We start from the raw sequence: 23,129 nt of genomic DNA on the forward strand, positions 1-23,129 counted from the left end.
TCACACACCCTCCTCGCACAAGCGTCCCTGCCAGGTATCGCGTTCGCGCATGCGACGCAACAGACGGGCGGTAAACTCGTGGTTCTTGAGCCCCCAGTTGGGGGCAATGAGCAGCGAGGCAGGCGACTGCGACACAAACCGCTCGATGGCGATGCGGGGCGACAGCCGTTCGGCAAAGTCGATAGCCAGGTCTATGTACTCGTCGACCGCATAGAGGTGGAAATCCTGCGGCCGCTCCTCATACTCGCGAGCCATGCGGGTGTGCCTGATGAGCTGCAACTGATGCAGCTTGAGGGTATCGAGAGGCAACTGCGACATGCGGCGGGCATGGTCGAGCATCTGTGCCCGGGTCTCGCCCGGCAATCCCAGTATCAGGTGGGCACCCACAAGCACCCCGGCAGCCGCAGTGCGACGAATGGCATCGGCCGAGGCGGCAAAGTCGTGTCCGCGGTTGATGCGTCGCAGGGTCTCGTCACAGGTACTCTCCACCCCATACTCCACCAGCACGAAGGTGCGGTGCGACAGCTCGGCCAGATAGGCGAGCAGGTCGTCGGGCATGCAGTCGGGGCGCGTACCGATGATAATGCCCACCACACCGGGGTGAGCCAGCGCCTCCTCGTACTTGCGTTTCAGCTCCTCAAGTTCTCCATACGTATTGGTATAGGCCTGGAAATAGGCCAGATAGCGCATATCGGGATATTTACGGGCAAAAAAGGCGATACCCTCGTCGATCTGGCAGGTAATGCTCTTGCCCGTATGGCAATAGTCGGGGCTGAAAGTCTGGTTGTTGCAATAGGTGCACCCCCCTACCCCGATAGTGCCGTCGCGGTTGGGGCAGGTAAAGCCGGCATGCAACGAGATTTTCTGCACCTTGCCGTCGAAGCGAGAGCCCAGGAAATCGGCAAAATCGCGATAGCGCTTCCGCTCCATCATCCTCAATGCCCGAAACGGTTATAAAACTCGGTCACGGCCACGATACCCTTCTCGTACATCTCCATGAGGAAGTTCTCGTTGGGCGAGTGGGTGGCGTCCGACTCCAGGCCGAAGCCCATCAAGACCGATTTCACGCCCAGCACCTTCTCGAAGGTGGCGATGATGGGGATACTGCCCCCGCGACGCACGGCCAGCGGCTGTTTGCCGAAAGCCAGCGTATAGCCCTGCTCGGCAGCCTTGTAGGCCGGCAGGTCGATGGGACATACATAGCTCTCGCCGCCGTGCATGGGGGTAACCTTCACCTTCACGCTGCGGGGAGCCACCGACTCGATATAGTCGATAAACATCTGCGAAATCTTCTCGTGGTTCTGGTGGGGTACCAGGCGGCACGACACCTTGGCATAGGCTTTCGAGGGGAGCACCGTCTTGGCACCCTCGCCCGTATAGCCGCCCCAGATACCGCAAATATCGAACGTGGGGCGAATGGCCGTACGCTCCAGCGGAGAGAATCCGGCCTCACCGGCCAGCTCTTCGACATCGATAGCCTGCTTGTATTTCGTCTCGTCGTAAGGCACGGCACCCAGCATGGCCCGCTCCTCGGCCGAGACATTCTCTACATCGTCGTAGAAGTGCGGGATAACGATACGCCCGTTGCCGTCGACCACCCCGGCCAGCATCTTGCACAACTCGTTGATGGGGTTGGCCACCGTACCGCCGAAGATACCCGAATGCAGGTCGCGGTTGGGACCGGTCACCTCGATTTCCCAATAGGCCAGACCGCGCAACCCCGTCGTAATCGACGGCGTTTCGAGCCCCACCATACTGGTGTCGGAGACCAGAATCACGTCGCACCGCAACAGGTCGAGGTGCGTTTTGCAAAACTCCTCGACACCGGGCGAGCCAATCTCTTCGCCACCCTCGATCAGGAACTTCACGTTGCAACGCAGCAACCCTTCGCGCACGGCAATCTCGAAGGCCTTCAGCTGAATGAAGCCCTGCCCCTTGTCGTCGTCGGCACCACGGCCCCACAGGCGCCCCTCCTTGATGACCGGCTCGAAAGGCTCGGTGTGCCACAACTCCAGCGGCTCGACGGGCATCACGTCGTAGTGGGCATAGACCAGCACCGTGGGATAAGACGGGTCGACCAACTTCTCGGCAAAGACCACCGGCGAGGCCGACGTAGGCATCACCTCGACCCGGTCGGCACCGGCTTCGAGCAGCAACTCGCGCCACCGCTCGGCGCAGCGCAGCATGTCGTCCTTATGTTCGGGCAAAGCGCTTATCGAAGGGATGCGCAACAACGAAAACAGCTCGTCGAAGAAGCGATCGCGATGATCGGCTATATACTTTCGTGTATCCATATCGGTTATGTTTTTTATAGTTTATGACTTTGTGCCAACAGATAGTAATCGAGCATCACCATGGCCGCCATGGCCTCGACCACGGGCACGGCCCGCGGCAGCACGCAAGGGTCGTGACGCCCCTTGGCCTTCAACACCGTGGGGTTTCCCTGCACGTCGACCGTCTCGATGTCGCGCAACAAGGTAGCCACCGGCTTGAATGCCACCCTGAAGTAAATATCCTCGCCGTTGGAGATACCCCCCTGGATACCCCCCGAGTAATTGGTGCGCGTGGCGATGTGGCCGTCGTGCGACTCGAACACGTCGTTCACCTGCGAACCCCGGCATTTCGCCCCGGCGAAACCCATGCCATACTCAAACCCCTTGGCGGCATTGATGCTGAGCATGGCACTGCCCAGAGCAGCGTGCAGCTTGTTGAAAACCGGCTCGCCCAGCCCCACGGGCACATGACGGATAACCCCGGTGATGACTCCGCCCACGGTATCGCCCTGCGACTTCACCTCGGCAATCAGCTGCTCCATCTGCCGAGCCATCCCGGCATCGGGGCAACGCACGGCATTCCGCTCAATCTCGGCCGGGTCGTAATCGCGATAGTCGCCGGGCAGCGACAGCTCGCCCACCTGCGAGGTATAGGCCCACAACTCGATACCCAACTGCTTGAGCACCAACTTGGCCAGAGCCCCGGCCACACAGCGGGCTATCGTCTCGCGGGCCGACGAGCGGCCTCCGCCCCGGTGGTCGCGCACCCCATACTTGCGGGTATAGGTATAATCGGCATGCGAGGGGCGGAAGAGCTCCCGCATGTTGTCATAGTCGGAGGAGTGCTGATTCTCGTTCCACACCACAAACCCGATAGGGGCACCGGTGGTCTTGCCCTCGAAGATTCCCGACAGGAATTCGACCCGGTCGCTCTCCCGGCGGGGAGTCACCAGAGCCGACTGTCCCGGACGACGCCGGTCGAGCTCATGCTGTATAAAATCCATATCGACCGATATACCGGCAGGCATACCGTCGACAACGCCCCCGATGGCCGGGCCGTGCGACTCGCCGAACGAGGTGAGCGTGAAAAGATTTCCTATCGTATTCATCTATCCGTCTATGCTGGTTATACATATATGCTATACAAAGATAGAAAAAAAGTCCGAATAGATAATGCTCCGACAAAATTCAACAACCCGAAACCACCATTTCTCTCTCTCCGCAAGCTACAGGCAGGGCAACCGATAAAAGAAGGCGGGGACTGCCTCATCGAGAGGAGCCCCCGCCCTGTATGCGATACCGGTGTTATCCCGGCGGATGTTCATTACTCTACATCACCAAAAGCCTGCTTCCAGATATCCTGGCGCAAGTCGACCAGAACAAGCGCCGTGATAAGGGACGTTCTCCGCGACCCGCCAAAAGGTTTAGGCAATTGAATGGTATAAGCCACGTCGCCCATGGAAGGGATTGCCGGATTCTCATCATAGGTAATACCAAGTCGGATAATGGCGGCCCCGTTGGCATCCTGATCGACCAGGTTGTTGTCGCAATAGTAGATGTGCGACACATATCCCTCCTCGTCGAACTCGGCACCCCAGATGGTCATGGCGTGCAGACTCTCGCCTCCGGTGGTAAATTTATAGGCCGTAAACCCGATTGCCTTGTTCTCGGTGAAGGCCCGTTTCATCATCTCGTTGAAATTCTCCTTGGACATGTTGCGACTGTCCTCGATAATAGTCGCCGTTCTTGACCACGACCGAGAAGTCGGTCGAGTTGTCGCTTCGCAGCAAATACTCTACCTCGTCCATTGCCACACTCTTGCCGGTATCGGTATCCATATACCACCGATACGAGGCTCCTTGAGCCGACGATACCCAACAAAGGGCACAAACGAGCACCATGAAATAAGGGAATCTGAATTTTCTTATTCGTTTTTATTTAAATTGATTCATACTATACACTTGGTCACATCGCAGCCATTCGACCACATTTGCATCGCTGCACAACAGGGAGAAATCCAGGATGGAATCACCACCATCCGATATTGGAATCGGCACATACACAACCGTTTCGGTCAGTCCGAAGGGCAGACAAGCCACCCGTTCGCCGGGCAAAGATAAACAAATTTCCCAAAATCTGCCGAAAGCAAACAATTTTCTCCCTCATTTATTATAATTATTATCAAATACCATATCGTTTTTTTTCTTACTTTTGTGAAGCAAATTCTAAAACCCAAATGATATGAAACCTATTAAAGTTCTGTCTTGTATTCTGATAGCCGGTATGCTGTTTACAGGTTGTAACATGTCAAATACCGGCAAAGGAGCCCTCATCGGAGGCGGTAGCGGTGCTGCCGTAGGTGCCGGATTGGGTGCCATCTTCGGAAAAGGCAAAGGTGCTGCCATCGGTGCCGCCGTAGGTGCTGCCGTAGGTACGACCGCCGGAGCCCTCATCGGTAAAAAAATGGATAAGGCTGCCGAACAAGCCAAACAGGTAGAAGGCGCACAGGTCGAGCAGGTAACCGACAATAACGGTCTGCAGGCTGTAAAGGTAACCTTCGACTCGGGCATCCTCTTCTCGACAAGCAGCTCTACCCTCAGCGCATCGGCCAAAGCCGCTCTGAGCAAGTTTGCCAACAACGTGCTGAATCAGAACCGCGACATGGATGTCGCCATCTATGGATATACCGACAATCAGGGCTGGAAAAACTCGACTGCCGAGCAAAGCTACCAGAAGAACCTGAACCTGTCGCAAGAGCGCGCACAGAGCGTAGCCAGCTACCTGCTGGGTTGCGGTGTGTCGTCGATACAAATCAAGACCGTCGAGGGCATGGGCGAGGCTAACCCCGTTGCCGACAACTCGACCGCTGCCGGCCGCCAGGAGAATCGCCGGGTAGAAGTATACCTCTACGCCAGCCAGCAGATGATTCAGCAGGCCGAAGCCGGAACGCTTTAAGCCGCACCTCTCACAGCACGAACCCGGCCCTCGAAAGCCGGGGCTTGTTTGCCCCACAGCATCGGCCATACCTACCGACGGGATGGCCGACAGGGTCTTGTGAGCCTCTATAAACCTATATTGACAATAAAAAAAATCGAAATAATGAAAACTGTTTATTTATTTCTCGCTACAGGATTTGAAGAAATGGAAGCCCTCACGGTTGTAGACATGCTGCGTCGTGCCGGAATCGACATCACCACGGTTTCCATCTCGCGCAATCTTCAAGTCGAGGGATCGCATGGAGTTACCGTAACCGCCGACTGTACCTGGGTAGAGCTGTCGGCCGATGATGTAGAATGGCTTGTCCTGCCCGGTGGAATGCCCGGCACCAAACACTTGAGCGAATGCAAGCCCCTCGTGTCGCTGCTGCAACGCCAGGCTGCCGCCAACAAACACATTGCCGCCATCTGTGCAGCCCCCTCGGTATTGGGTCAGGCCGGACTGCTCAACGGCTACAAAGCCACCTGCTACCCCGGTTTCGAACAATTCCTTACGGGTGCCACCGTCACCGGCGAACTCGTAACCATCGACCGCAACATCATCACGGGCAAGGGCCCGGCTGCTGCCATCCCCTTCGCTACGGCCATCATCGCCCAAATTGCCGGCGAAGAGAAGGCCAAAGAGGTGAGAGCCGCCATGCTGCTGTAATCGGCAGAAATAAATCACCGCATAAAAAAACTCCGGTCCTTTCGAGAACCGGAGTTTTTTTATATCGCGCGAATCGCAGGTTGCGGGAGATTTAACCCACAACCAGCGAAACCATCTTTTCCAACGCATCGGACAGGTGCTCGGCATTCTTACCGCCGGCCTGTGCGAAGTAAGGCTGTCCGCCACCGCCACCCTGTATCAGTTTGGCAGCTTCGCGCACGATAGCCGACGCATTCTTGCCATCGGCCACCACGTCGTTGCTAAACATCACCGTCAACAACGGTTTGTCGTTGTCCTTGGTAGCAGCTACAAAAGCCAATCCCTCGGCCACCTCATTGCGCAGCATGAAGGCGATGCCCTTCACGACATCGGCAGGCATAGGCCCGATGAAACGAATCAGCTTCATACCGTTGACATTCTCGGCCGTCTTGAGCATGCGCTCCTTCATATCTGCCATTTTCTCCTTCACATACTCCTCGGTCTGCTTGCGCAACTCGGCATTCTCGTCGATAGCCTTGTGGATAGCCTGCATCAGGTTGGGGGCATTGTTGAAGAGGACGGCAATCTCCTTGAGCGTATCTTGCAGCGAGTTCATCGACTCCTCGACGCGGGCTCCCGTGATGGCCTCGATACGGCGGATACCGGCCGCAATCGAACTCTCGGTCACAATCTTGATCATACCGATGTTACCGGTATTGGCCACGTGGGTACCGCCACACAACTCGACCGACGACCCGAAACGGATTACCCGCACCTCTTCGCCGTACTTCTCGCCGAAGAGAGCCATGGCTCCCATGGCCTTGGCCTCGGCAATAGGCACGTTGCGGCGCTCGTCCAGCGGAATGGCTTCGCGCACCTTGCGGTTGGCCAAAATCTCTACCTGGCGCAACTCCTCGTCGGTCACCTTCTTGAAGTGCGAGAAGTCGAAGCGCAGCGACTGGGGCGATACATACGAACCTTTTTGCTCGACATGCGTACCCAGCACCTCGCGCAGGGCCTCGTGCAGCAAGTGGGTGGCCGTGTGGTTGCAGGCCGTAGCCTGGCGGGCCTCCTTGTCGACAACGGCATGGAACTGAGCCGTCACCTCCTCGGGCATGTGCTCGGTAATGTGTATACCCAGGTTGTTTTCCCGTTTCGTCTGCAGAATCTCTACCGTCTCGTTGGCCGAAATCAGTTTGCCGGTATCGCCTACCTGGCCACCCATCTCGGCATAGAAGGGGGTGCGGTCGAGCACAATCTGGTAATATTCCTTGTTTTTCTGTTTTACCTTACGGTAGCGCAGGATGCGGCAGTCGCACTCCAGCATGTCGTAGCCCACAAACTCGGGCTCGCCCTCGCGCAGCACTACCCAGTCGCTCGTCTCTACGGCAGCGGCATTGCGGGCTCGCTCTTTCTGCTGCTGCATCTGGGCGTTGAATCCGTCGAGGTCTACCCCCATGCCCTTCTCCTTGAGGATGAGCTCGGTCAGGTCGATGGGGAATCCGTAGGTATCGTAGAGGGTAAAGGCATCTACCCCGCTTATCTCGTTCTTGCCGGCAGCCTTGGCATCGGCTACCACCTTGTCGAGCAGCTTGATACCGGTCTCGAGCGTACGCAAGAAGGCATCTTCCTCTTCCTTGATTACCTTGCCGATGAGCACCTTCTGCTCCTTCAGTTCGGGATAGGCATCGCCCATCGTCTCGATGAGAATATCGAGCAGCTTGTAGAGGAAGGCCTGTTTCTGACCCAGGAAGGTGTAACCGTAACGCACGGCCCGGCGCAAGATACGGCGGATTACATAGCCGGCCTTGGCATTCGAAGGCAACTGTCCGTCGGTAATCGAGAAGGCGATGGTGCGGATGTGGTCGGCAATCACACGCATGGCGATGTCGACCTTGGGGTCTTCGCCGTAGGTCTTGCCGCAGAGGCGGCCAATCTCCTTGATGATGGGCTGGAACACGTCGGTATCGTAGTTCGAGGTCTTGCCCTGCAAAGCCATACAGAGGCGTTCGAAACCCATACCCGTATCGATTACCCGGGCAGGCAGCGGCTCGAGCGAACCGTCGGCCTTGCGGTTGTATTGCATGAACACGAGGTTCCAGATCTCGATTACCTGCGGGTGGTTCTGGTTCACGAGCGTGAGGCCATCGACCTCGGCCCGCTCGGCATCGCTACGCAGGTCGATATGAATTTCGGAGCAGGGACCGCAGGGACCCGTATCGCCCATTTCCCAGAAGTTGTCGTGACGGTTACCGTTGATAATGTGCTCCTTGGGCAGATGAGCCTCCCAGTACGAGGCAGCCTCGTTGTCGCGCTCGAGCCCTTCGGGAGCATAGCCCTCGAACACCGTAGCATACAAGCGGTCGGGATCGATTTTGAGCACATCGACCAGATATTCCCAGGCCCAGTTGATGGCCTCTTTCTTGAAGTAGTCGCCAAACGACCAGTTGCCCAGCATCTCGAACATGGTATGGTGATAGGTATCGAGACCCACCTCTTCCAAATCGTTGTGCTTGCCGCTCACGCGCAGGCACTTCTGTGAATCCGCGACTCTCTTGTATTTGGCAGGAACATTGCCCAGGATAATATCCTTGAACTGGTTCATGCCCGCATTGGTAAACATCAATGTAGGGTCGTCTTTAATGACCATAGGAGCCGACGGCACAATCTGGTGGCCTCGTTCCCTAAAAAAATCCTTAAACGATTCACGAATCTCTTTTGCTGTAAGCATAACAATCTAAATTAAATTAAGTTCTTACGACGCTCCCGCTCCGTTACCGAAGCCGAAATCGCCTGTCTGGTATCTTAATATTACCAAAAACAATTTGCAAAAATAGCTCAATTTATTATTTTTGTGACCATGTGCAGATAAAAAAATGTTCAACAACATCTTTTTTTTGACAATTTACCCCGACGGGTGCCGATAGGACCGGCCTGTTAGTTATATCCATGAGTAAAAAGGTTTTCTACATATACAACCCCAAGACACTGACCTACGAACGGGTGTACCCCTCCCTGCGCCAACGTATCGCCGTGGTGCTGCGCCACCTGCTCGTCGGGGGAGTCATCAGTATCGCACTCGTGGCCGGCCTCTACTTTTGGCTGGGCTCGCCCAAAGAGGAGATTCTCAAGCTCGAAAACGAGCAGATGAAGACTCAATACAAACTCCTCTCCAAACGGGTAGATGCGGCACTGGCCGTGATGAGCGACCTGCAACAGCGCGACGACAACATGTACCGCGTGGTGCTGCAAGCCGAGCCCGTGAATGCCGAGGTGCGCGACAACGGCATCTACAACCCCAGCCGGTATGCCGACCTGCTGAAGATGAGCGATGCCCAGCTGGTTGTATCGACCAGCCAGAAGGTCGACAACCTCACCCGCCAGGTCTATGTGCAATGCAACTCGATGAACGAACTCGTGAAGCTGGCTCAGGGACAGGAGGAGCGCATCAAGCACCTGCCCGCCATACAGCCGGTAGCCAACAAAGACCTCAAGCGCACCGCCTCGGGCTACGGCTATCGGGTCGACCCGGTATACAAGACCACCAAGTTTCACGAAGGCATGGACTTCTCGGCCAACATAGGAACCCCCGTCTACGCCACTGGCAACGGCAAGGTGATCGAGACCGGCTGGCAACAGGGCTATGGCAATACGGTCGTCATCGACCACGGCTACGACTACAAGACCCGCTACGCCCACCTGAACAAGATTCTGGTACGACAAGGTCAAACGGTCGTTCGCGGCGAAGAGATTGCCGAGGTGGGCAACACCGGCAAATCGACCGGGCCTCACCTTCACTACGAGGTATTGTATAAGGGGAAGGCTCAGAACCCCATCAACTACTATTTCTTCGACCTATCGCCCGAAGACTACGACCGCATGATTCAACTGGCCGAAAATCAGGGCCGTGTCATGGACTAACCTAATACGCTATCGCATGAAAGAGACAGATCCCGAAAAACAAAAGCTCTACTACACCATCGGCGAGGTTTCCGAAATGCTCGATGTGAACCCCTCGCTCCTCCGTTTCTGGGAGTCGGAGTTCAAGACCATCAAGCCCAAACGCTCACCCAAGGGCACCCGATACTATTCGCAAAAAGACATCGAGGAGATCAAACTCATCCACTACCTGCTCAAGGAGCGCAAGCTGAAAATCGAAGGGGCCAGGCAAATCCTCAAAAACAAACGCGAAAGCGTGACCCGCACCCAGCAGGTGGTCGAGCGACTCAAAGCCTTGCGCAACGAACTTGCCGACATGATTGCCGACATGGATTAGCGGCGGGAGTGCCACCGCGTCCAGAGACGGGGCAACACATAGAGACTCAACAGAAATCCCAGCAGGGCTCCGCAACTGTTGGCGGCAAAGTCGAGCCAGTCGGCACTACGGCCCAGCCCCATCGCCCCTTGCAACAGCTCCATCACACCACCCCACATGACGGCCACAACCATCCACCCGAGACGGCCTCGTACCGACGGGCGCCCCACCCGATACAAATCGTAGCTACCCACCACGACCAAAGCCAGATACATGCAGCCATGCACTACCTTGTCGGCCCCCTCGAAGAGGTGCAGCCCCTGGGTATGCACCGGGTCTTGAGCCAACGACAGATAGGTAATGGCCACCAACACGACGATTGTGGGGACAAAAGCCCCGCGCTTGAATAGTTGCATAGATCTCGTTTTTCGTTTTTCCATATAACACCTGTGAGCCGGGAATATCTCAAACCCTCGGGCCGAAGTAGCCGGCGCGGCAACAAAGTTAACACTTGCTCCCGGTAAAACCAAATACCTCCGTTGCGGCTTATCTGCCTCAAAGCCATGCGACTCGGTGCAGCCTCGAAGACTACACTTTTATACCAAAATCGTCAAATCTCCTTTTTATCATTACTTTTGCAGTCGAATAGATTAAAAATTTATATTTTTGCAATCATATTCCGAAAATGTCATAACGATGGGAGAACAAGCAAAATTTGCAACAAAACTGGGGATTATCGCCACCACAGTGGGCTCGGCGGTAGGATTGGGAAACATCTGGCGATTCCCCTACGAAGCCGGTATGAACGGCGGCGGAGCCTTCCTGATGGTTTATATTCTGTGTGTACTGATACTGGGCATACCGGTCATGTGTGCCGAGTTCATCATAGGCCGGCGCTCCAAGAGCGACACGGTCGACGCCTTCCGCAAACTGGCACCGGGCAGCCGCTGGCACTACATCGGCTACATGGGCATATTGGCCTCAGTCCTCATTCTGGGCTACTACATAGTCATCTCGGGGTGGACCCTCGAGTACCTCTTCCGCGCCCTCGGCAACGACCTGGCCGGGAAAACGGCCGCCGAGTTCAAAGCCGAACAGAATGCCTTTATCCAGAGCGATTTCCGCCCGCTGCTGTGGACCTATCTGTTCTTGATAATCAACTACGTGATTCTGTCGCGAGGGGTACAGAAGGGCATCGAAAAGATGTCGAACATACTCATGCCGCTGCTCTTCGTCATTCTCCTCGTCTTCTGCGTACGGTCGCTCACCCTGCCGGGCTCGAGCGAAGGGCTCGCCTTCTTCCTCCACCCCGACTTCTCCAAAATCACGCCGCAAGTCATCATCCGGGCCATGGGGCAAGCCTTCTTCTCGCTGAGTCTGGGCATGGGCATTCTGGTCACCTACTCCTCCTACTTCACCTCCAAGACTCATCTGATAAAGACCGCCTCGACGGTAGCCGTACTCGACACCACAGTGGCTATTCTGGCCGGGGTCATCATCTTCCCCGCCGTATTCTCCTGCGGTCTCGACCCCGTGGCCGGCCCCGACCTCGTGTTTGTCACCCTGCCCAATGTCTTCAACCAGATGCCGGTATCGGCGCTGTGGTCGGTGCTCTTCTTCCTGCTGCTCACGGTGGCGGCGCTCACCTCTACGGTTTCGCTCTTCGAGGTGGCAGTCGCTTTCCTCATCAACTACATGCACATGAGCCGTAAGAAAGCTACCCGGATAATGATACTCGTCATCGCCCTGCTGAGCACCGTCTGCTCGCTCTCCATCGGGTCGTGGAGCCACATCCGGATTTTCGGGAAGACCATCTTCGATGCCTTCGACTACTTCTCGGCCATCATCCTGCTGCCCGTGAGCGGACTGCTCATCAGCATCTTCATCGGCTGGGTACTGAAGCGCAACATCTCGCGCGAGGAGCTCACCAACCGCAACAAGTTGCACGAGCCGCTGTTCAATGCCATCTTCTTCTCGATCAAATACATTGCGCCTGTCATTATCATACTTATCTTCCTGTCGGGATTCGGCATTCTGTAAATGGCACTCAGACGCGACAGCTTCTTCAACCTCTCGAGGGGCGAACGACGAGCCGCCCTGTGGCTGACAGGCATGCTGGCCGTGCTTGCCGTCGCCCGCATGGCCAAGTCATACCTGTTTCTGCACAAAGTTCCCGACACACCGGTACAGGTAGAGGCATTCCGGAATGACTTGAACGTGCTCGACAGCCTGCACCAGAGCCAGGTCGATGCTACCGATGCACCCGTTACGACCGACCCGAAACCCGGCCCGCCCAAAAAGCTGGATGCGGTTCCGCGCGAAGAGTAGCCAGCCGGACGAAGTTTTTCGTCCAATCATGCCGTGCCATTCAACAAAAAGCGTTATCTTCGCTTAGTTAATCGGCACCCTCGACAGGCCGGTGCCACAAACCGGCCGGGACCGAAACCCGACACCTGCAAGAGATTGTCTATATGATATTTCGCAACGTACCGAACAAACCGCTATCGCTGAATCTGGGAGGAGAACTGGTCTCCCTCTCGAGACCTCTGGTCATGGGTATACTCAACGTCACCCCCGACTCGTTCTACGCCGGGAGCCGCACCCCCGCCCCCGAACAAATTGAGGCACGGGTGCGCCAGATTGTCGACGAAGGGGCCGACATCATTGACATCGGGGCCTACTCGTCGCGGCCTCAAGCCGACGACATCGCCCCCGACGAAGAGATGCGCCGCCTCGCTTCGGGGCTCGAAATCATACGCAAGCTCTACCCGCAGGCTCACGTATCGGTCGACACCTTCCGGGCCGACGTTGCCTCACGCTGCGTGCGGGAATACGGGGTGCAGATGGTCAACGACATCTCGGGCGGCGAGCTCGACCCCCGCATGTTCGAAACCGTGGCCGACCTCAAGGTGCCCTACATCCTCATGCACATGAAGGGCACGCCGCAGACGATGATGCAACAGACCCACTACGACCACCTCATCGCCGAGATGCTCTACTACTTTGCCGAGCGCATCGCCCGGCTCGAGAGCCTCGGCGTGAACGACATCATCATCGACCCGGGATTCGGGTTCAGCAAGACCCTCGACGACAACTACCGCCTGATGAACCGGCTCGACGAGTTTGCCCACATGGGCCGCCCGCTGCTGGTGGGCATATCGCGCAAGTCGATGATATATAAACTGCTGGGCACATCGCCCGACGAGAGTCTGAACGGCACCTCGGTACTCAACACGCTGGCCCTGCTGGGGGGCGCCCATATCCTGCGGGTACACGACGTGAAAGAGGCCGTAGAGACGGTAAAAATAGTTTCAAAAACCTTACAATCTGGAGATTAACATGTTTTCATTCGGCATAAAAGATATTATCGACATACTCATCGTAGCCCTGCTGCTCTACACCCTCTACAAGATGATGAAGGAGTCGGGCACGATAAGCATCTTTACCGGTGTACTGGCCTTCGTGGGCGTGTGGATTGTGGTGAAGCAGATACTCGACATGCGGCTCATCGGCTCGATTATGGACAAGTTCATGAGCGTGGGCCTGCTCATCCTCGTCATTCTGTTTCAGGACGAAATCAAGCGATTCCTCGTGCAGCTGGGCTCGCACAAGCGGTGGCGATTCTTTTTCAACTTCTTCCTCAAGCACAAGGACCAGGGCGAAAAGCCCTATATCATCCCCGTCGTGTATGCCTGCATGAACATGGCCAAGACCAAGACCGGCGCCCTCATCGTCATCGAACAAGGGGTGTCGCTCGACAACTACAAAAACACCGGCGACACCATCAATGCCAACGTGAACGCCCGCCTCATCGAAAACATCTTTTTCAAGAACAGCCCCCTGCACGACGGTGCCCTCATCATCGCCGACAACCGCCTGGCCGCAGCGGCCTGCATTCTGCCGGTATCGCACAACAACAAGATTCCCAAGTCGATGGGGCTTCGCCACCGCTCGGCGCTGGGCATCACCGAGGTGACCGACGCGCTGGCCATTGTCGTGTCGGAAGAGACGGGCAACATTTCGCTTGCCCACAACGGCAAAATCACCACCAAGATTTCGGGTAAAGACCTGGAGCGCATGTTGGTACAGGAGTCTATCGACTAATACGAAAACACTGCGAACGGGCCCGATGCAAGAGACTCGTACCCCACGGTTCCCATCCGCCGGCTGCAATCGAAATCGTCTTACCAATATCTGCAAATAAAAGTCAGGTAACCGAACTGCCCCGATGCAAGGCAGTTCAATCTTTGTCGTGCGGTGTCGCCGGGCGCGACTTCTGCACGGCCAGCGTATTGCGCTCCCAGAATACCCCGTCGGCATAACCCTGTATCGACGGGTCGCTCTCGGCCAGACACAACCGCTTGGCCGCCCACAGGCAATACTCCTCGTTCACCTCCACCCCCAGATAGCGGCGATTCAGCTTCCTGGCCACCACGGCCGAGGTGCCGCTCCCCAGGAAGGGGTCGAACACGAGGTCGCCCTCGCGCGACGAGGCCAGAATGAGCTTGGCATAGAGTTTCTCGGGTTTCTGGGTGGGATGGTCGGTATTCTCGGGCATCGACCAGAAGGGGATGCTGATATCGTCCCAGAAGTTAGAGGGGCAGGTGAGGCGGAAGTTTCCGGCACTCGTCTCCTGCCAGTCCTTGGGCTTGCCGTCCTTCCGATAGGGGGCTATCACCCGCCGTTTCTGCTTGACCGCCTCCACATCGAAATAGTAGTGCCGGGCATCCTTCACGCCGAACCAAATATCCTCCATCGCATTCTTCCAGTTGTGCAGGGCCCCTTTGCCCTTCTCGCGCTGCCAGGTGATGCGGTTGAGCACCGTAAGCTCCTCGTCCATCACCGTCTGTAAGGCCGCCGTACAACGCCAGTCGCCGCACAGGTAGAGCGACCCGGTGGACTTCAGCTTCTCGCACACCCGGTGGAACCAGCTGCGCAGATAATCCAGATAAGCCTCGTGCGAACGGGCCTGAAAGCTCATACCGTGAAAGTTTTTCGACAGATTATAGGGCGGGTCTACGATAATAAGGTCGGCCACACGGTCGGGGATACGGTCGAGCACGGCCAGCAGGTCGCCTTGGATGATGCGGTTGTCGAAGTCGAAATCCGCCGTCACCCGCCCGGCCGGGGTGATGAGCGGGCGCAACCGCTCCACCTCGTCGGGTTCGACGGTCAGGGTCCTGTTGTTTTTGGCTCGTCTCTTTTCCATACGACAGAAACAGGCAGCGTCCATATCGCCGCCCCGAAAGATGCGTGAAGATACGCAATTTTCTGCAGAAAGCCCCGCCCCACCCCCAAAAAAAACGGGATGCGAAACAAATCCGCACCCCGCTATATCATACAAAGTTTTATGGCTCTTACGAACGGTTGGCCCGCTTGCGCTCGGTCTCGTCGAGAATAATCTTGCGCAGGCGCAGGTGGTGAGGCGTCACCTCTACATACTCATCTTCCTTGATGTATTCGAGGGCCTCCTCGAGGCTGAAGATAACCGGCGGCACGATACGGGCCTTGTCGTCGGCACCCGACGCACGCATGTTGGTCAGCTTCTTCGATTTGGTCACATTCACCACAATATCGTTCTCCTTGGCATTCTCGCCCACTACCTGACCGGCATAGACCTCCTCTTGCGGGAAGATGAAGAAGCGGCCGCGGTCTTGCAGCTTGTCGATGGCATAGGCATAGGCCGTGCCCGACTCCATGGCGATGAGCGAGCCGTTGGTACGGCGCTCGATATTCCCCTTCCAGGGTTGATATTCGAGGAACCGGTGCGCCATGATGGCCTCGCCGGCCGAAGCCGTCAGCACATTGGTACGCAGACCAATGATACCGCGCGAAGGTATCTGGAACTCGATGTGGATGCGGTCGTTCTGGGTCGTCATCGACACCATCTCGCCCTTGCGGCGGGTAACCATATCGATAATCTTGCTGGCATACTCCTCGGGCAGGTTGATGGTGAGCAGCTCGATGGGCTCGCACTTCTGCCCGTCGATCTCCTTGATGATAACCTGCGGCTGACCTACCTGCAACTCGTAGCCCTCGCGACGCATGGTCTCGATCAGGACCGACAAGTGCAGCACGCCACGGCCATAGACTGTCCAGGCATCGTCGCTGTCGCCACGCTCTACACGCAGGGCCAGGTTCTTGTCGAGCTCGCGTTTCAGACGGTCGGCAATGTGGCGCGAAGTCACATACTTACCATCCTTACCAAAGAAGGGCGAGTCGTTGATGGTGAAGAGCATCGACATCGTAGGCTCGTCGATGGCGATACGCGGCAGCGGCTCGGGCTCGGCAGCATCGGCAATGGTGTCGCCAATCTCGAAATTCTCGATACCCACGAGGGCGCAAATGTCGCCCGAAGCTACCGACTGCACCTTGGTACGGCCCATACCCTCGAACACGTCGAGCTCCTTGATGCGTTGCTTTACGGTCGAACCGTCTTTCTTGCACAACGAAACCTCCATGCCCTCTTTCAACACGCCCCGGTGCACACGGCCCACGGCGATACGGCCTACATACGACGAGTAGTCGAGCGAGGTGATAAGCATCTGGGGAGTACCCTCGAGATACTGAGGTTCGGGGATGTATTCGATAATGGCATCGAGCAGCGCCGTAATGTTGTCGGTAGGTTTACGCCAGTCGGTCGAGAACCACCCCTGCTTGGCCGAACCGTATATGGTGGGGAAGTCGAGCTGGTCTTCGGTTGCATCGAGGCTGCACATCAGGTCGAAGACCATCTCCTGCACCTCGTCGGGGCGACAGTTGGGCTTGTCGACCTTGTTGATAACCACAATCGGCTTCAGCCCTATCTCGATAGCCTTCTGCAAGACAAACCGGGTCTGGGGCATCGGGCCCTCGAAAGCGTCGACCAGCAGCAGACAGCCGTCGGCCATGTTGAGCACACGCTCCACCTCGCCACCGAAATCGGCGTGCCCCGGAGTATCTATAATATTGATTTTGTAATCCTTGTAACGAATAGAAACATTCTTGGAGAGAATCGTGATACCTCGTTCACGCTCCAAATCATTGTTATCCAATATCAACTCTCCGGAGTTCTGGTTCTCGCGAAAAAGATGTCCGGCCAAAAGCATTTTGTCTACCAGCGTCGTCTTGCCGTGGTCGACGTGAGCGATAATCGCAATGTTTCTGATTTTCTGCATATAACCTATTTTAACCAAGTAGAGAGACCCAACCGCCACGCGAGTTGCGCATGCGCTTGCCTCTACGTTTCAAGGTGCAAAGTTACTATATTTTTTTGAAATGATACATCACTCTATTACTTTTAGTAATGACTTACCCCACTCTTCACGCCTCAGATACACCTCACTACCCCTGCACAACCACCCGGATGGACCACCTTTCAAAAAAAGAACAGCCAAATGTTTGTATACTCAAAAACAAATAACTACCTTTGTGCGCTCAATAATTTATTAACAACAAAACTCAAAGAAATGTACTTAGATTCTGAGAAAAAGAAAGAGATCTTTGGGAAATACGGAAAGTCCAATACTGATACTGGCTCACCCGAAGCGCAGATTGCATTATTTTCCTACCGTATAGCCCATTTGACTGAGCACTTGAAGTCAAATCACAAAGATCATAGCACCGAACGCGCTCTTAAAATGCTGGTAGGTAAACGTCGTCGTTTGCTCGACTACCTCATCAAGGTCGACATCAACCGCTACCGTGCCATCATCGCACAAAAAGAGCTGGGTATCAGAAAGTAATTCTTTACGCTACACAGCAAAAAGAAAAGCGATTCGAAAACGAATCGCTTTTTTTGTATCCTTACCGAAGGTGCCGGCCCGCTCAATCGTCATAACGCTCCATTTCATAGCCATAGCTGGACGAGCTATAACTGTCGCTGTAAAGAATCAGCGTAGTGGCATAATCCTCGTCCCGACCATAGGCCCACAAATTGGCCCGATAGTGGAACATCTCGCCATCGCCACTAAGATCGACCCACTCTTTGTAGAACTCGTGATAAGCGCTGCCTTCTTCCGACTCAAAACCAAACACGAAGCCGACGAAGCCGTCGCCATCGAGGTCGCACGGGCAAGTATAATCGGTAATCATCTCCGACGGGAGGGTGCCCCCACCCAGACTTTGACGGTTCAAAACCACCTCACTCGAGAAATGGAAATGTGCCTGGCCGTTGGAAAACTCAATCCACTCAATCGAACAGGGCAGTTCTTCACCCACATAGGCCATCTCGCCCGACGGGTTCTCGACATAACCGGCTTTTACTACCCGCCACTTACCGGCCAGAGCCGTGGTATAATTCCTTTGTATGGGTTCGTCGTCGCCCCCGAAAAGGTCGTCCATCAACTCGCTGCACGAGGTCAGAGAGACTACCGTCAGGGAGACCAGCAGCATCCGCAATATACTATCTTTCAGTCTCATATTCTTCTTTTTATTAAACTCACAAACTCATAGCTTGTACAATCAGTCGTCGTAACGCTTCATCTCATAGCCAAAGTCGACACACTCGGCATTGGTGCCATAGAGCACAAGCGTGGTGGCATAGTTCTCGTCCTTGCCATAGGCCCACTGACGCACCGACGAGTAGAATATCTCTCCGGTATCGCCCATATCATACTCGGTATAGGTCTCGACATAGCTGTCCCGATCGCTGTCGTATCTGAACCCGAAGACGAAATTATGGAAACCACTCCCGTCGAGTTCACACGTACAAGTATAATCGGTCATGGTTGTCGAGGGTCTCTCACTCCCGCCAAAGACGAGGTAATCGAGGGTTACCGGCTGTGAAAAGTGAAAATGAGCCTGACCGTTGGAAAATTCGATCCACTCGAGCGAACAGGGCACTTCACCCCCTTCTCTCACATGAGCCATCTCTTCCGGTACATTTTCAATATCCCCGGCAGCTACGACCCTCCACTTCCCGGCGAGAGCCGTCGAGAAATTACACTGAATGGAGTCCTCCTCTCCATCTCCAAAAAGTTCCTCCATCAATTCGCCGCACGATGTAAAAGAAAGCAGCACACTCAGGCACAACAAGATACCTGTCAGATTCCTTAATATTTTCATTGCTATTATACGATAAGAGTTTATCTATTCAGTCCTGTATTTACGTATATTCAGTTTCTACGCCTCAAAGATAACACTTTTTTACAAGTTCAAGATTGATGAATGGACATTTTTTCTCGCCTCGCCCTCACCCGCCCCCTCTTGCGCCCTCCTATTAAGCCACAGGGCCGCGGCTGTCGAATACAGCCGCGGCCCTGCCTTTCTTTTATCCCGGGAAAGGGTCTATATGCGTTCCAGAACGGTCTGGATAAGATCCGAGACGGCCGTCTTGTAGTTGGGGTTGGCATGGTGAGCCACCCGGTTGGCGATGATGCTGCACACGGTCATGGCCTTGTGCCCCATCAACTTCGACAATCCGGCCAGAGCCGAACTCTCCATCTCGTAGTTGGTCACCACGTAGCGGCCATACTTGAAGGCCTCGATTTTCCTGTTCAGCTCGGGGTCGGCCAGAGGCAGACGCAACTCACGGCCCTGCGGCCCATAGAAACCGTTGGCCGATATGGTCACGCCACGCACCATGTCGTCACCCCCGATACGGGCCACCAGCTCGGGGTCGCTGTCGACTACATAGGGAGCGGCCCACAGCGGATTCCACTTGACCGACTCGCAAAAGGCCTTCTCAAACTCGAGGTCGCACACCTCGTTGCGACGGGCGTAGAAGTTGAGCACACCGTCGAAGCCGATAGACTTCTCGGCAATGACCGGCGTACCGATGGGCACATGGGGTTGCAACCCGCCCGAGGTTCCCACCCGCACAAGGGTCAACTGGCGGAACTGGGGCTTTTCGTAACGCGTCGTAAAGTCGATATTGGCCAGGGCATCGAGTTCGTTGACCACGATGTCGATATTGTCGGTACCGATGCCGTGCGAGAGGCACATCAGCGGTTTCCCCTTATAGGTACCGCCTATGGTATGAAACTCCCGGCTCGAAACCTCGAAATCGCGGGTGTCGAAAAACGAAGCGACCAGATTGACCCGACCGGGGTCACCGACCAGGATTACCTTGTCTCTCAACTGCTCGGGGAGCAAATGCAGATGGAACGCACTGCCATCGGCATTGATAATAAATTCAGACTCTGGGAAATGTTTCATATTGCTAAAAATTTTACCACGCCGCCCGATTGGGGACGGCGTGGTACGAATATACGGATTGTGAGTGAATCGGCGAAATTGTTTCCTCTAATTTTGTCTAAAAGGCTCTGATTCGCCCTGGCAGATGTCCGTTGTACTCCGAGGAGAGAACCTCGGCGGCACCACCCCCATCACTCTTGCTTCTCGGCAGTCTTCTTGGGAGTCTCGGCCTTAGCCTCTTTCTCCTTCTTGGCCTCGGCTCGTTTGGAGTGGCGCTCGGTGCGTGCCGACTTCAACTCTTTCTGCAACATCTCAATCTCGGCAGCCTGGTTCTTGATGGTTGTCAACAAGGCGTTCAACTCCTCGTTTTCAATCGACTCGGGATACTGGGCCTCGACGCGTACGATAAAGTCGCTCAACACATTCATGTAGTTGGTGAATGCCTCGTAAGGACTGTCGTAGGGGCTGTAATGGCTGTGCACGGCACCGTCGGAGAGATACTTCGTGCACATGTAGTAGAAGTGGTCGCTGGCCTGCAGATAGTTCCAGTCTTGTTTCAGGCGGCGGTCGTCGCACAGGCGCACCCGCTCGGCTACCGAATAGAGTTTCTTGAAGGCTTCGTTTTGCAACGTGTTACCCAACCAGGCACTGGTATCGCGAGCCTCGTCGGCCCACGACATGGGATAGGGAACCGACAGTGCGTCGACCGGTTTGAGTTTGCTGATGGCTTCGGTAGGCGTGCAGAAACCTATGCCCTCTTGCTCGGCAAAGCGAGGCAAAGCCTTCATAAACTCGAAGATGCCCGACTCGCGCGGTTGCAACTCGCCCAGCGTCTCGTAGTTCATAAAGAGGTTGACGATAGGCTCCTCGGCCGGGGTATTCTTGATCCACGAGATAAACTTGTCGGCAGTGAGAGGATAGTCACTCCACTCGTAGTTGGAGAAGCGGAACGAAATGTCGTCGCTCATCTTGTAGTTCTTCAGCAACATTTTCAGTTTGGGAGCCGCAGCCGAGCAGTAAAGGTAGTTGGGACTCTTCCAACCCAGGATGTGCTTGGCCCCCTCGGTGATAACACCCTTGAAGCCCATCGAGGCAATCATCGAGGCGATGTCGTCGGAGAAGATGAGCTCGGTATTGCGGAACACCTTGGGTTTCACGCCGAAGAGCTGCTCGATTTTCTCGTCGTGGTGCTTTACCTGAATCTTGAACTCCTCGGGGTCGGCCAACGAAGCAAGCGAGTGGGCGTATGTCTCCGAGAGAATCTCCACGCAATCGGTCTTGACCAACTCTTTCATGCTGTCGATAAACTCGGGCACATAAATCTCGAGTTGCTCGAGAGCTACACCCGATATCGAGAAAGCCACCTTGAACTTGCCGTTGGCATTCTTGATCATCTCGAGCAGCGTGGCATTGGCCGGCAGATACGACCGTTGAGCAATGCGGGTGATAATATCGTCGTTGGCAAAGTCGTCGTAGTAGTAGTGGTCGTTACCTATGTCAAAGAAACGATAGCGTTTCAATCGAAACGGTTGATGAATTTGAAAATAGAAACAAATTGTTTTCATATAAGGTTGTGTTTTTTCATTTATTTATAATTGCGCAGCACATTGTGGTAGATGTCGAGTACCTTCTGGCCGGCATACTTCCACTTAATCTCGTTTACTTCACGCTCGCCCTCTTCGCGCAACTGTTTATAGATGGCGGGATAGGTGATGATCGAATAGATAGCGTCGGCCATAGCGTCGATGTCCCAATAGTCGATTTTGATGACATTGGTCAAAATCTCGGCACAGCCCGACTGTTTCGAAATGATCGAAGGCACGCCCACCTGCATGGCCTCGAGCGGCGAGATACCGAACGGCTCCGATACCGACGGCATCACATACACGTCGCTGGCCTTCAACATCTCGTAGACCTGACGTCCCCGCAAGAATCCGGTGAAGTGGAAGCGGTCCGATATGTTGCGTTGTGCCGACAACATAATCATCTTGTTCATCATGTCGCCGCTACCAGCCATTACAAACCGCACGTTGTTGGTCTTGCGCAATACCCGGGCAGCCGCCTCGACAAAGTATTCGGGTCCTTTCTGCATGGTGATGCGGCCCAGGAAGGTAACCACCTTTTCCTTCGGATTGTGCGGCACCTCTATCGACTTGATTTCGTCGCTCAACGGCTCCACGGCATTATGTACCGTAGTCACCTTGGCCGGGTCGATGTGATACTTGTCGATAACCGTCTGGCGCGTGAGGTTGCTCACCGTGATGATGTGGTCGGCATGCAACATACCGTCGCGCTCGATGTTGTAGACCGTAGGGTTCACATTACCCCGGCTGCGGTCGAAGTCGGTCGCATGCACATGAATCACCAACGGCTTGCCGCTCACCTGCTTGGCATGAATGCCGGCCGGATAGGTGAGCCAGTCGTGCGAGTGAATGATGTCGAACTGCTCGGTGCGGGCAATCACACCGGCTACGATAGAATAGTTGTTGATCTCTTCCATGAGGTTGTCGGGATAGCGCCCCGAAAACTCGATACAACCCAGGTCATTGGTCTTCAGATAATTGAAATCTGCATAGATATGACTGCGAAGGTCGAAATACTCCTGCGGGTCCATGCAGTAGCCGTAGCGTTGCTGCACGTAATCCCAACTTACATCGCGCCAGGCGACAGGGGTATTGGCGGCCCCGATTATATGAGCAAAAGTTTTATCCTCATCTCCGTAGGGTTTAGGTATGACAAAGGTGATTTCAATATCGCCACACTCGGCCATGCCTTTGGTCAGGCCATAACTGGCCGTGCCCAAACCTCCCAGAATATGAGGGGGAAATTCCCAACCAAACATTAGCGCTTTCATAGATATA

The 23,129-nt window shown here is 55.2% G+C and carries 22 protein-coding genes; 9 read left to right on the plus strand and 13 right to left on the minus strand.

What is annotated here, in order from left to right:
* From NW211_RS01065 to NW211_RS01080, 4 genes are all read right to left on the minus strand, one after another.
* Positions 1–933, minus strand: a complete 933-nt coding sequence (locus NW211_RS01065; RefSeq protein WP_087408244.1) for a TIGR01212 family radical SAM protein — start codon at positions 931–933, stop codon at positions 1–3.
* Between the two features lie 2 nt (positions 934–935).
* Entirely contained in the window at positions 936–2,294 is a 1,359-nt protein-coding gene (locus NW211_RS01070; protein WP_258326626.1) for a dipeptidase, read from the minus strand.
* A gap of 14 nt (positions 2,295–2,308) precedes the next feature.
* Positions 2,309–3,382: a chorismate synthase gene (aroC, locus tag NW211_RS01075; protein ID WP_258326627.1), complete on the minus strand. Its 1,074-nt coding sequence runs from the start codon at positions 3,380–3,382 to the stop codon at positions 2,309–2,311.
* A gap of 215 nt (positions 3,383–3,597) precedes the next feature.
* Positions 3,598–3,987 carry an IdeS/Mac family cysteine endopeptidase gene (locus NW211_RS01080; RefSeq protein ID WP_087408247.1) on the minus strand — a complete coding sequence of 130 codons (390 nt, stop codon included), beginning with the start codon at positions 3,985–3,987 and terminating at the stop codon, positions 3,598–3,600.
* 527 nt (positions 3,988–4,514) lie between these two features.
* Here NW211_RS01080 and NW211_RS01085 point away from each other — a divergent pair.
* Both NW211_RS01085 and NW211_RS01090 read left to right on the plus strand, forming a co-directional pair.
* Positions 4,515–5,228 carry an OmpA family protein gene (locus NW211_RS01085; protein ID WP_258326628.1) on the plus strand — a complete coding sequence of 238 codons (714 nt, stop codon included), beginning with the start codon at positions 4,515–4,517 and terminating at the stop codon, positions 5,226–5,228.
* A gap of 144 nt (positions 5,229–5,372) precedes the next feature.
* Positions 5,373–5,918 (plus strand): DJ-1 family glyoxalase III, encoded by a 546-nt coding sequence (locus NW211_RS01090; protein ID WP_087408249.1) that lies wholly within the window; start codon positions 5,373–5,375, stop codon positions 5,916–5,918.
* A 91-nt stretch (positions 5,919–6,009) separates the two neighbouring features.
* Here the strand turns inward: NW211_RS01090 and alaS are convergent, their stop codons facing one another.
* Positions 6,010–8,628 (minus strand): alanine--tRNA ligase, encoded by a 2,619-nt coding sequence (alaS, locus tag NW211_RS01095; protein ID WP_258326629.1) that lies wholly within the window; start codon positions 8,626–8,628, stop codon positions 6,010–6,012.
* A 218-nt stretch (positions 8,629–8,846) separates the two neighbouring features.
* Between alaS and NW211_RS01100 the strand changes: the two genes are divergently transcribed.
* On the plus strand, positions 8,847–9,818 hold the full coding sequence (locus NW211_RS01100) for a M23 family metallopeptidase (RefSeq protein ID WP_087408251.1): 972 nt from the start codon (positions 8,847–8,849) through the stop codon (positions 9,816–9,818).
* Positions 9,819–9,834: 16 nt separating this feature from the next.
* A complete protein-coding gene (locus tag NW211_RS01105) occupies positions 9,835–10,173 on the plus strand; it encodes a MerR family transcriptional regulator (RefSeq protein WP_087408252.1) in 339 nt (112 codons plus the stop codon).
* Here the strand turns inward: NW211_RS01105 and NW211_RS01110 are convergent.
* The gene (locus tag NW211_RS01110; protein WP_087408253.1) at positions 10,170–10,568 is read right to left on the minus strand and encodes a hypothetical protein; all 399 of its coding nucleotides are present in this window, start codon (positions 10,566–10,568) and stop codon (positions 10,170–10,172) included. The two genes, NW211_RS01105 and NW211_RS01110, sit on opposite strands and share 4 nt — an antisense overlap.
* Positions 10,569–10,842: 274 nt before the next feature.
* Between NW211_RS01110 and NW211_RS01115 the strand changes: the two genes are divergently transcribed.
* From NW211_RS01115 to cdaA, 4 genes are all read left to right on the plus strand, one after another.
* Positions 10,843–12,192: a sodium-dependent transporter gene (locus tag NW211_RS01115; protein WP_162611674.1), complete on the plus strand. Its 1,350-nt coding sequence runs from the start codon at positions 10,843–10,845 to the stop codon at positions 12,190–12,192.
* Positions 12,193–12,480: a hypothetical protein gene (locus NW211_RS01120; protein ID WP_258326630.1), complete on the plus strand. Its 288-nt coding sequence runs from the start codon at positions 12,193–12,195 to the stop codon at positions 12,478–12,480. It begins immediately after the preceding gene.
* Between the two features lie 143 nt (positions 12,481–12,623).
* Positions 12,624–13,490, plus strand: a complete 867-nt coding sequence (gene folP / locus NW211_RS01125; RefSeq protein ID WP_258326631.1) for a dihydropteroate synthase — start codon at positions 12,624–12,626, stop codon at positions 13,488–13,490.
* Position 13,491: 1 nt separating this feature from the next.
* Positions 13,492–14,256, plus strand: coding sequence for a diadenylate cyclase CdaA (gene cdaA, locus NW211_RS01130; RefSeq protein ID WP_087408257.1), 765 nt, complete (start codon positions 13,492–13,494; stop codon positions 14,254–14,256).
* 136 nt (positions 14,257–14,392) lie between these two features.
* Here cdaA and NW211_RS01135 read toward each other — a convergent pair whose 3' ends face one another.
* A complete protein-coding gene (locus NW211_RS01135; protein ID WP_258326632.1) occupies positions 14,393–15,361 on the minus strand; it encodes a DNA methyltransferase in 969 nt (322 codons plus the stop codon).
* A gap of 148 nt (positions 15,362–15,509) precedes the next feature.
* Positions 15,510–17,309, minus strand: a complete 1,800-nt coding sequence (typA, locus tag NW211_RS01140; protein WP_087408258.1) for a translational GTPase TypA — start codon at positions 17,307–17,309, stop codon at positions 15,510–15,512.
* Positions 17,310–17,600: 291 nt separating this feature from the next.
* Between typA and rpsO the strand changes: the two genes are divergently transcribed.
* Complete coding sequence (gene rpsO / locus NW211_RS01145; RefSeq protein WP_025278228.1) at positions 17,601–17,876, plus strand: 30S ribosomal protein S15; 276 nt, start codon at positions 17,601–17,603, stop codon at positions 17,874–17,876.
* Positions 17,877–17,958: 82 nt separating this feature from the next.
* On the opposite strand, the gene NW211_RS01150 is transcribed toward rpsO, so the two are convergent.
* The 5 genes from NW211_RS01150 to NW211_RS01170 form a co-directional block, all read right to left on the minus strand.
* Positions 17,959–18,552: a hypothetical protein gene (locus NW211_RS01150; protein WP_258326634.1), complete on the minus strand. Its 594-nt coding sequence runs from the start codon at positions 18,550–18,552 to the stop codon at positions 17,959–17,961.
* Positions 18,553–18,594: 42 nt separating this feature from the next.
* The gene (locus NW211_RS01155; protein ID WP_258326636.1) at positions 18,595–19,197 is read right to left on the minus strand and encodes a hypothetical protein; all 603 of its coding nucleotides are present in this window, start codon (positions 19,195–19,197) and stop codon (positions 18,595–18,597) included.
* Positions 19,198–19,419: 222 nt separating this feature from the next.
* Positions 19,420–20,289: a nucleoside phosphorylase gene (locus tag NW211_RS01160; protein WP_258326637.1), complete on the minus strand. Its 870-nt coding sequence runs from the start codon at positions 20,287–20,289 to the stop codon at positions 19,420–19,422.
* A 170-nt stretch (positions 20,290–20,459) separates the two neighbouring features.
* A complete protein-coding gene (locus tag NW211_RS01165; protein WP_258326638.1) occupies positions 20,460–21,833 on the minus strand; it encodes a glycoside hydrolase family 57 protein in 1,374 nt (457 codons plus the stop codon).
* 20 nt (positions 21,834–21,853) lie between these two features.
* Positions 21,854–23,122 carry a glycosyltransferase family 4 protein gene (locus tag NW211_RS01170; RefSeq protein WP_087408263.1) on the minus strand — a complete coding sequence of 423 codons (1,269 nt, stop codon included), beginning with the start codon at positions 23,120–23,122 and terminating at the stop codon, positions 21,854–21,856.
* Positions 23,123–23,129: the final 7 nt, after the last annotated feature.

It is taken from the genome of Barnesiella sp. ET7, from assembly GCF_024733785.1.
Classification (GTDB): Bacteria; Bacteroidota; Bacteroidia; order Bacteroidales; family Barnesiellaceae; genus Barnesiella; species Barnesiella merdigallinarum.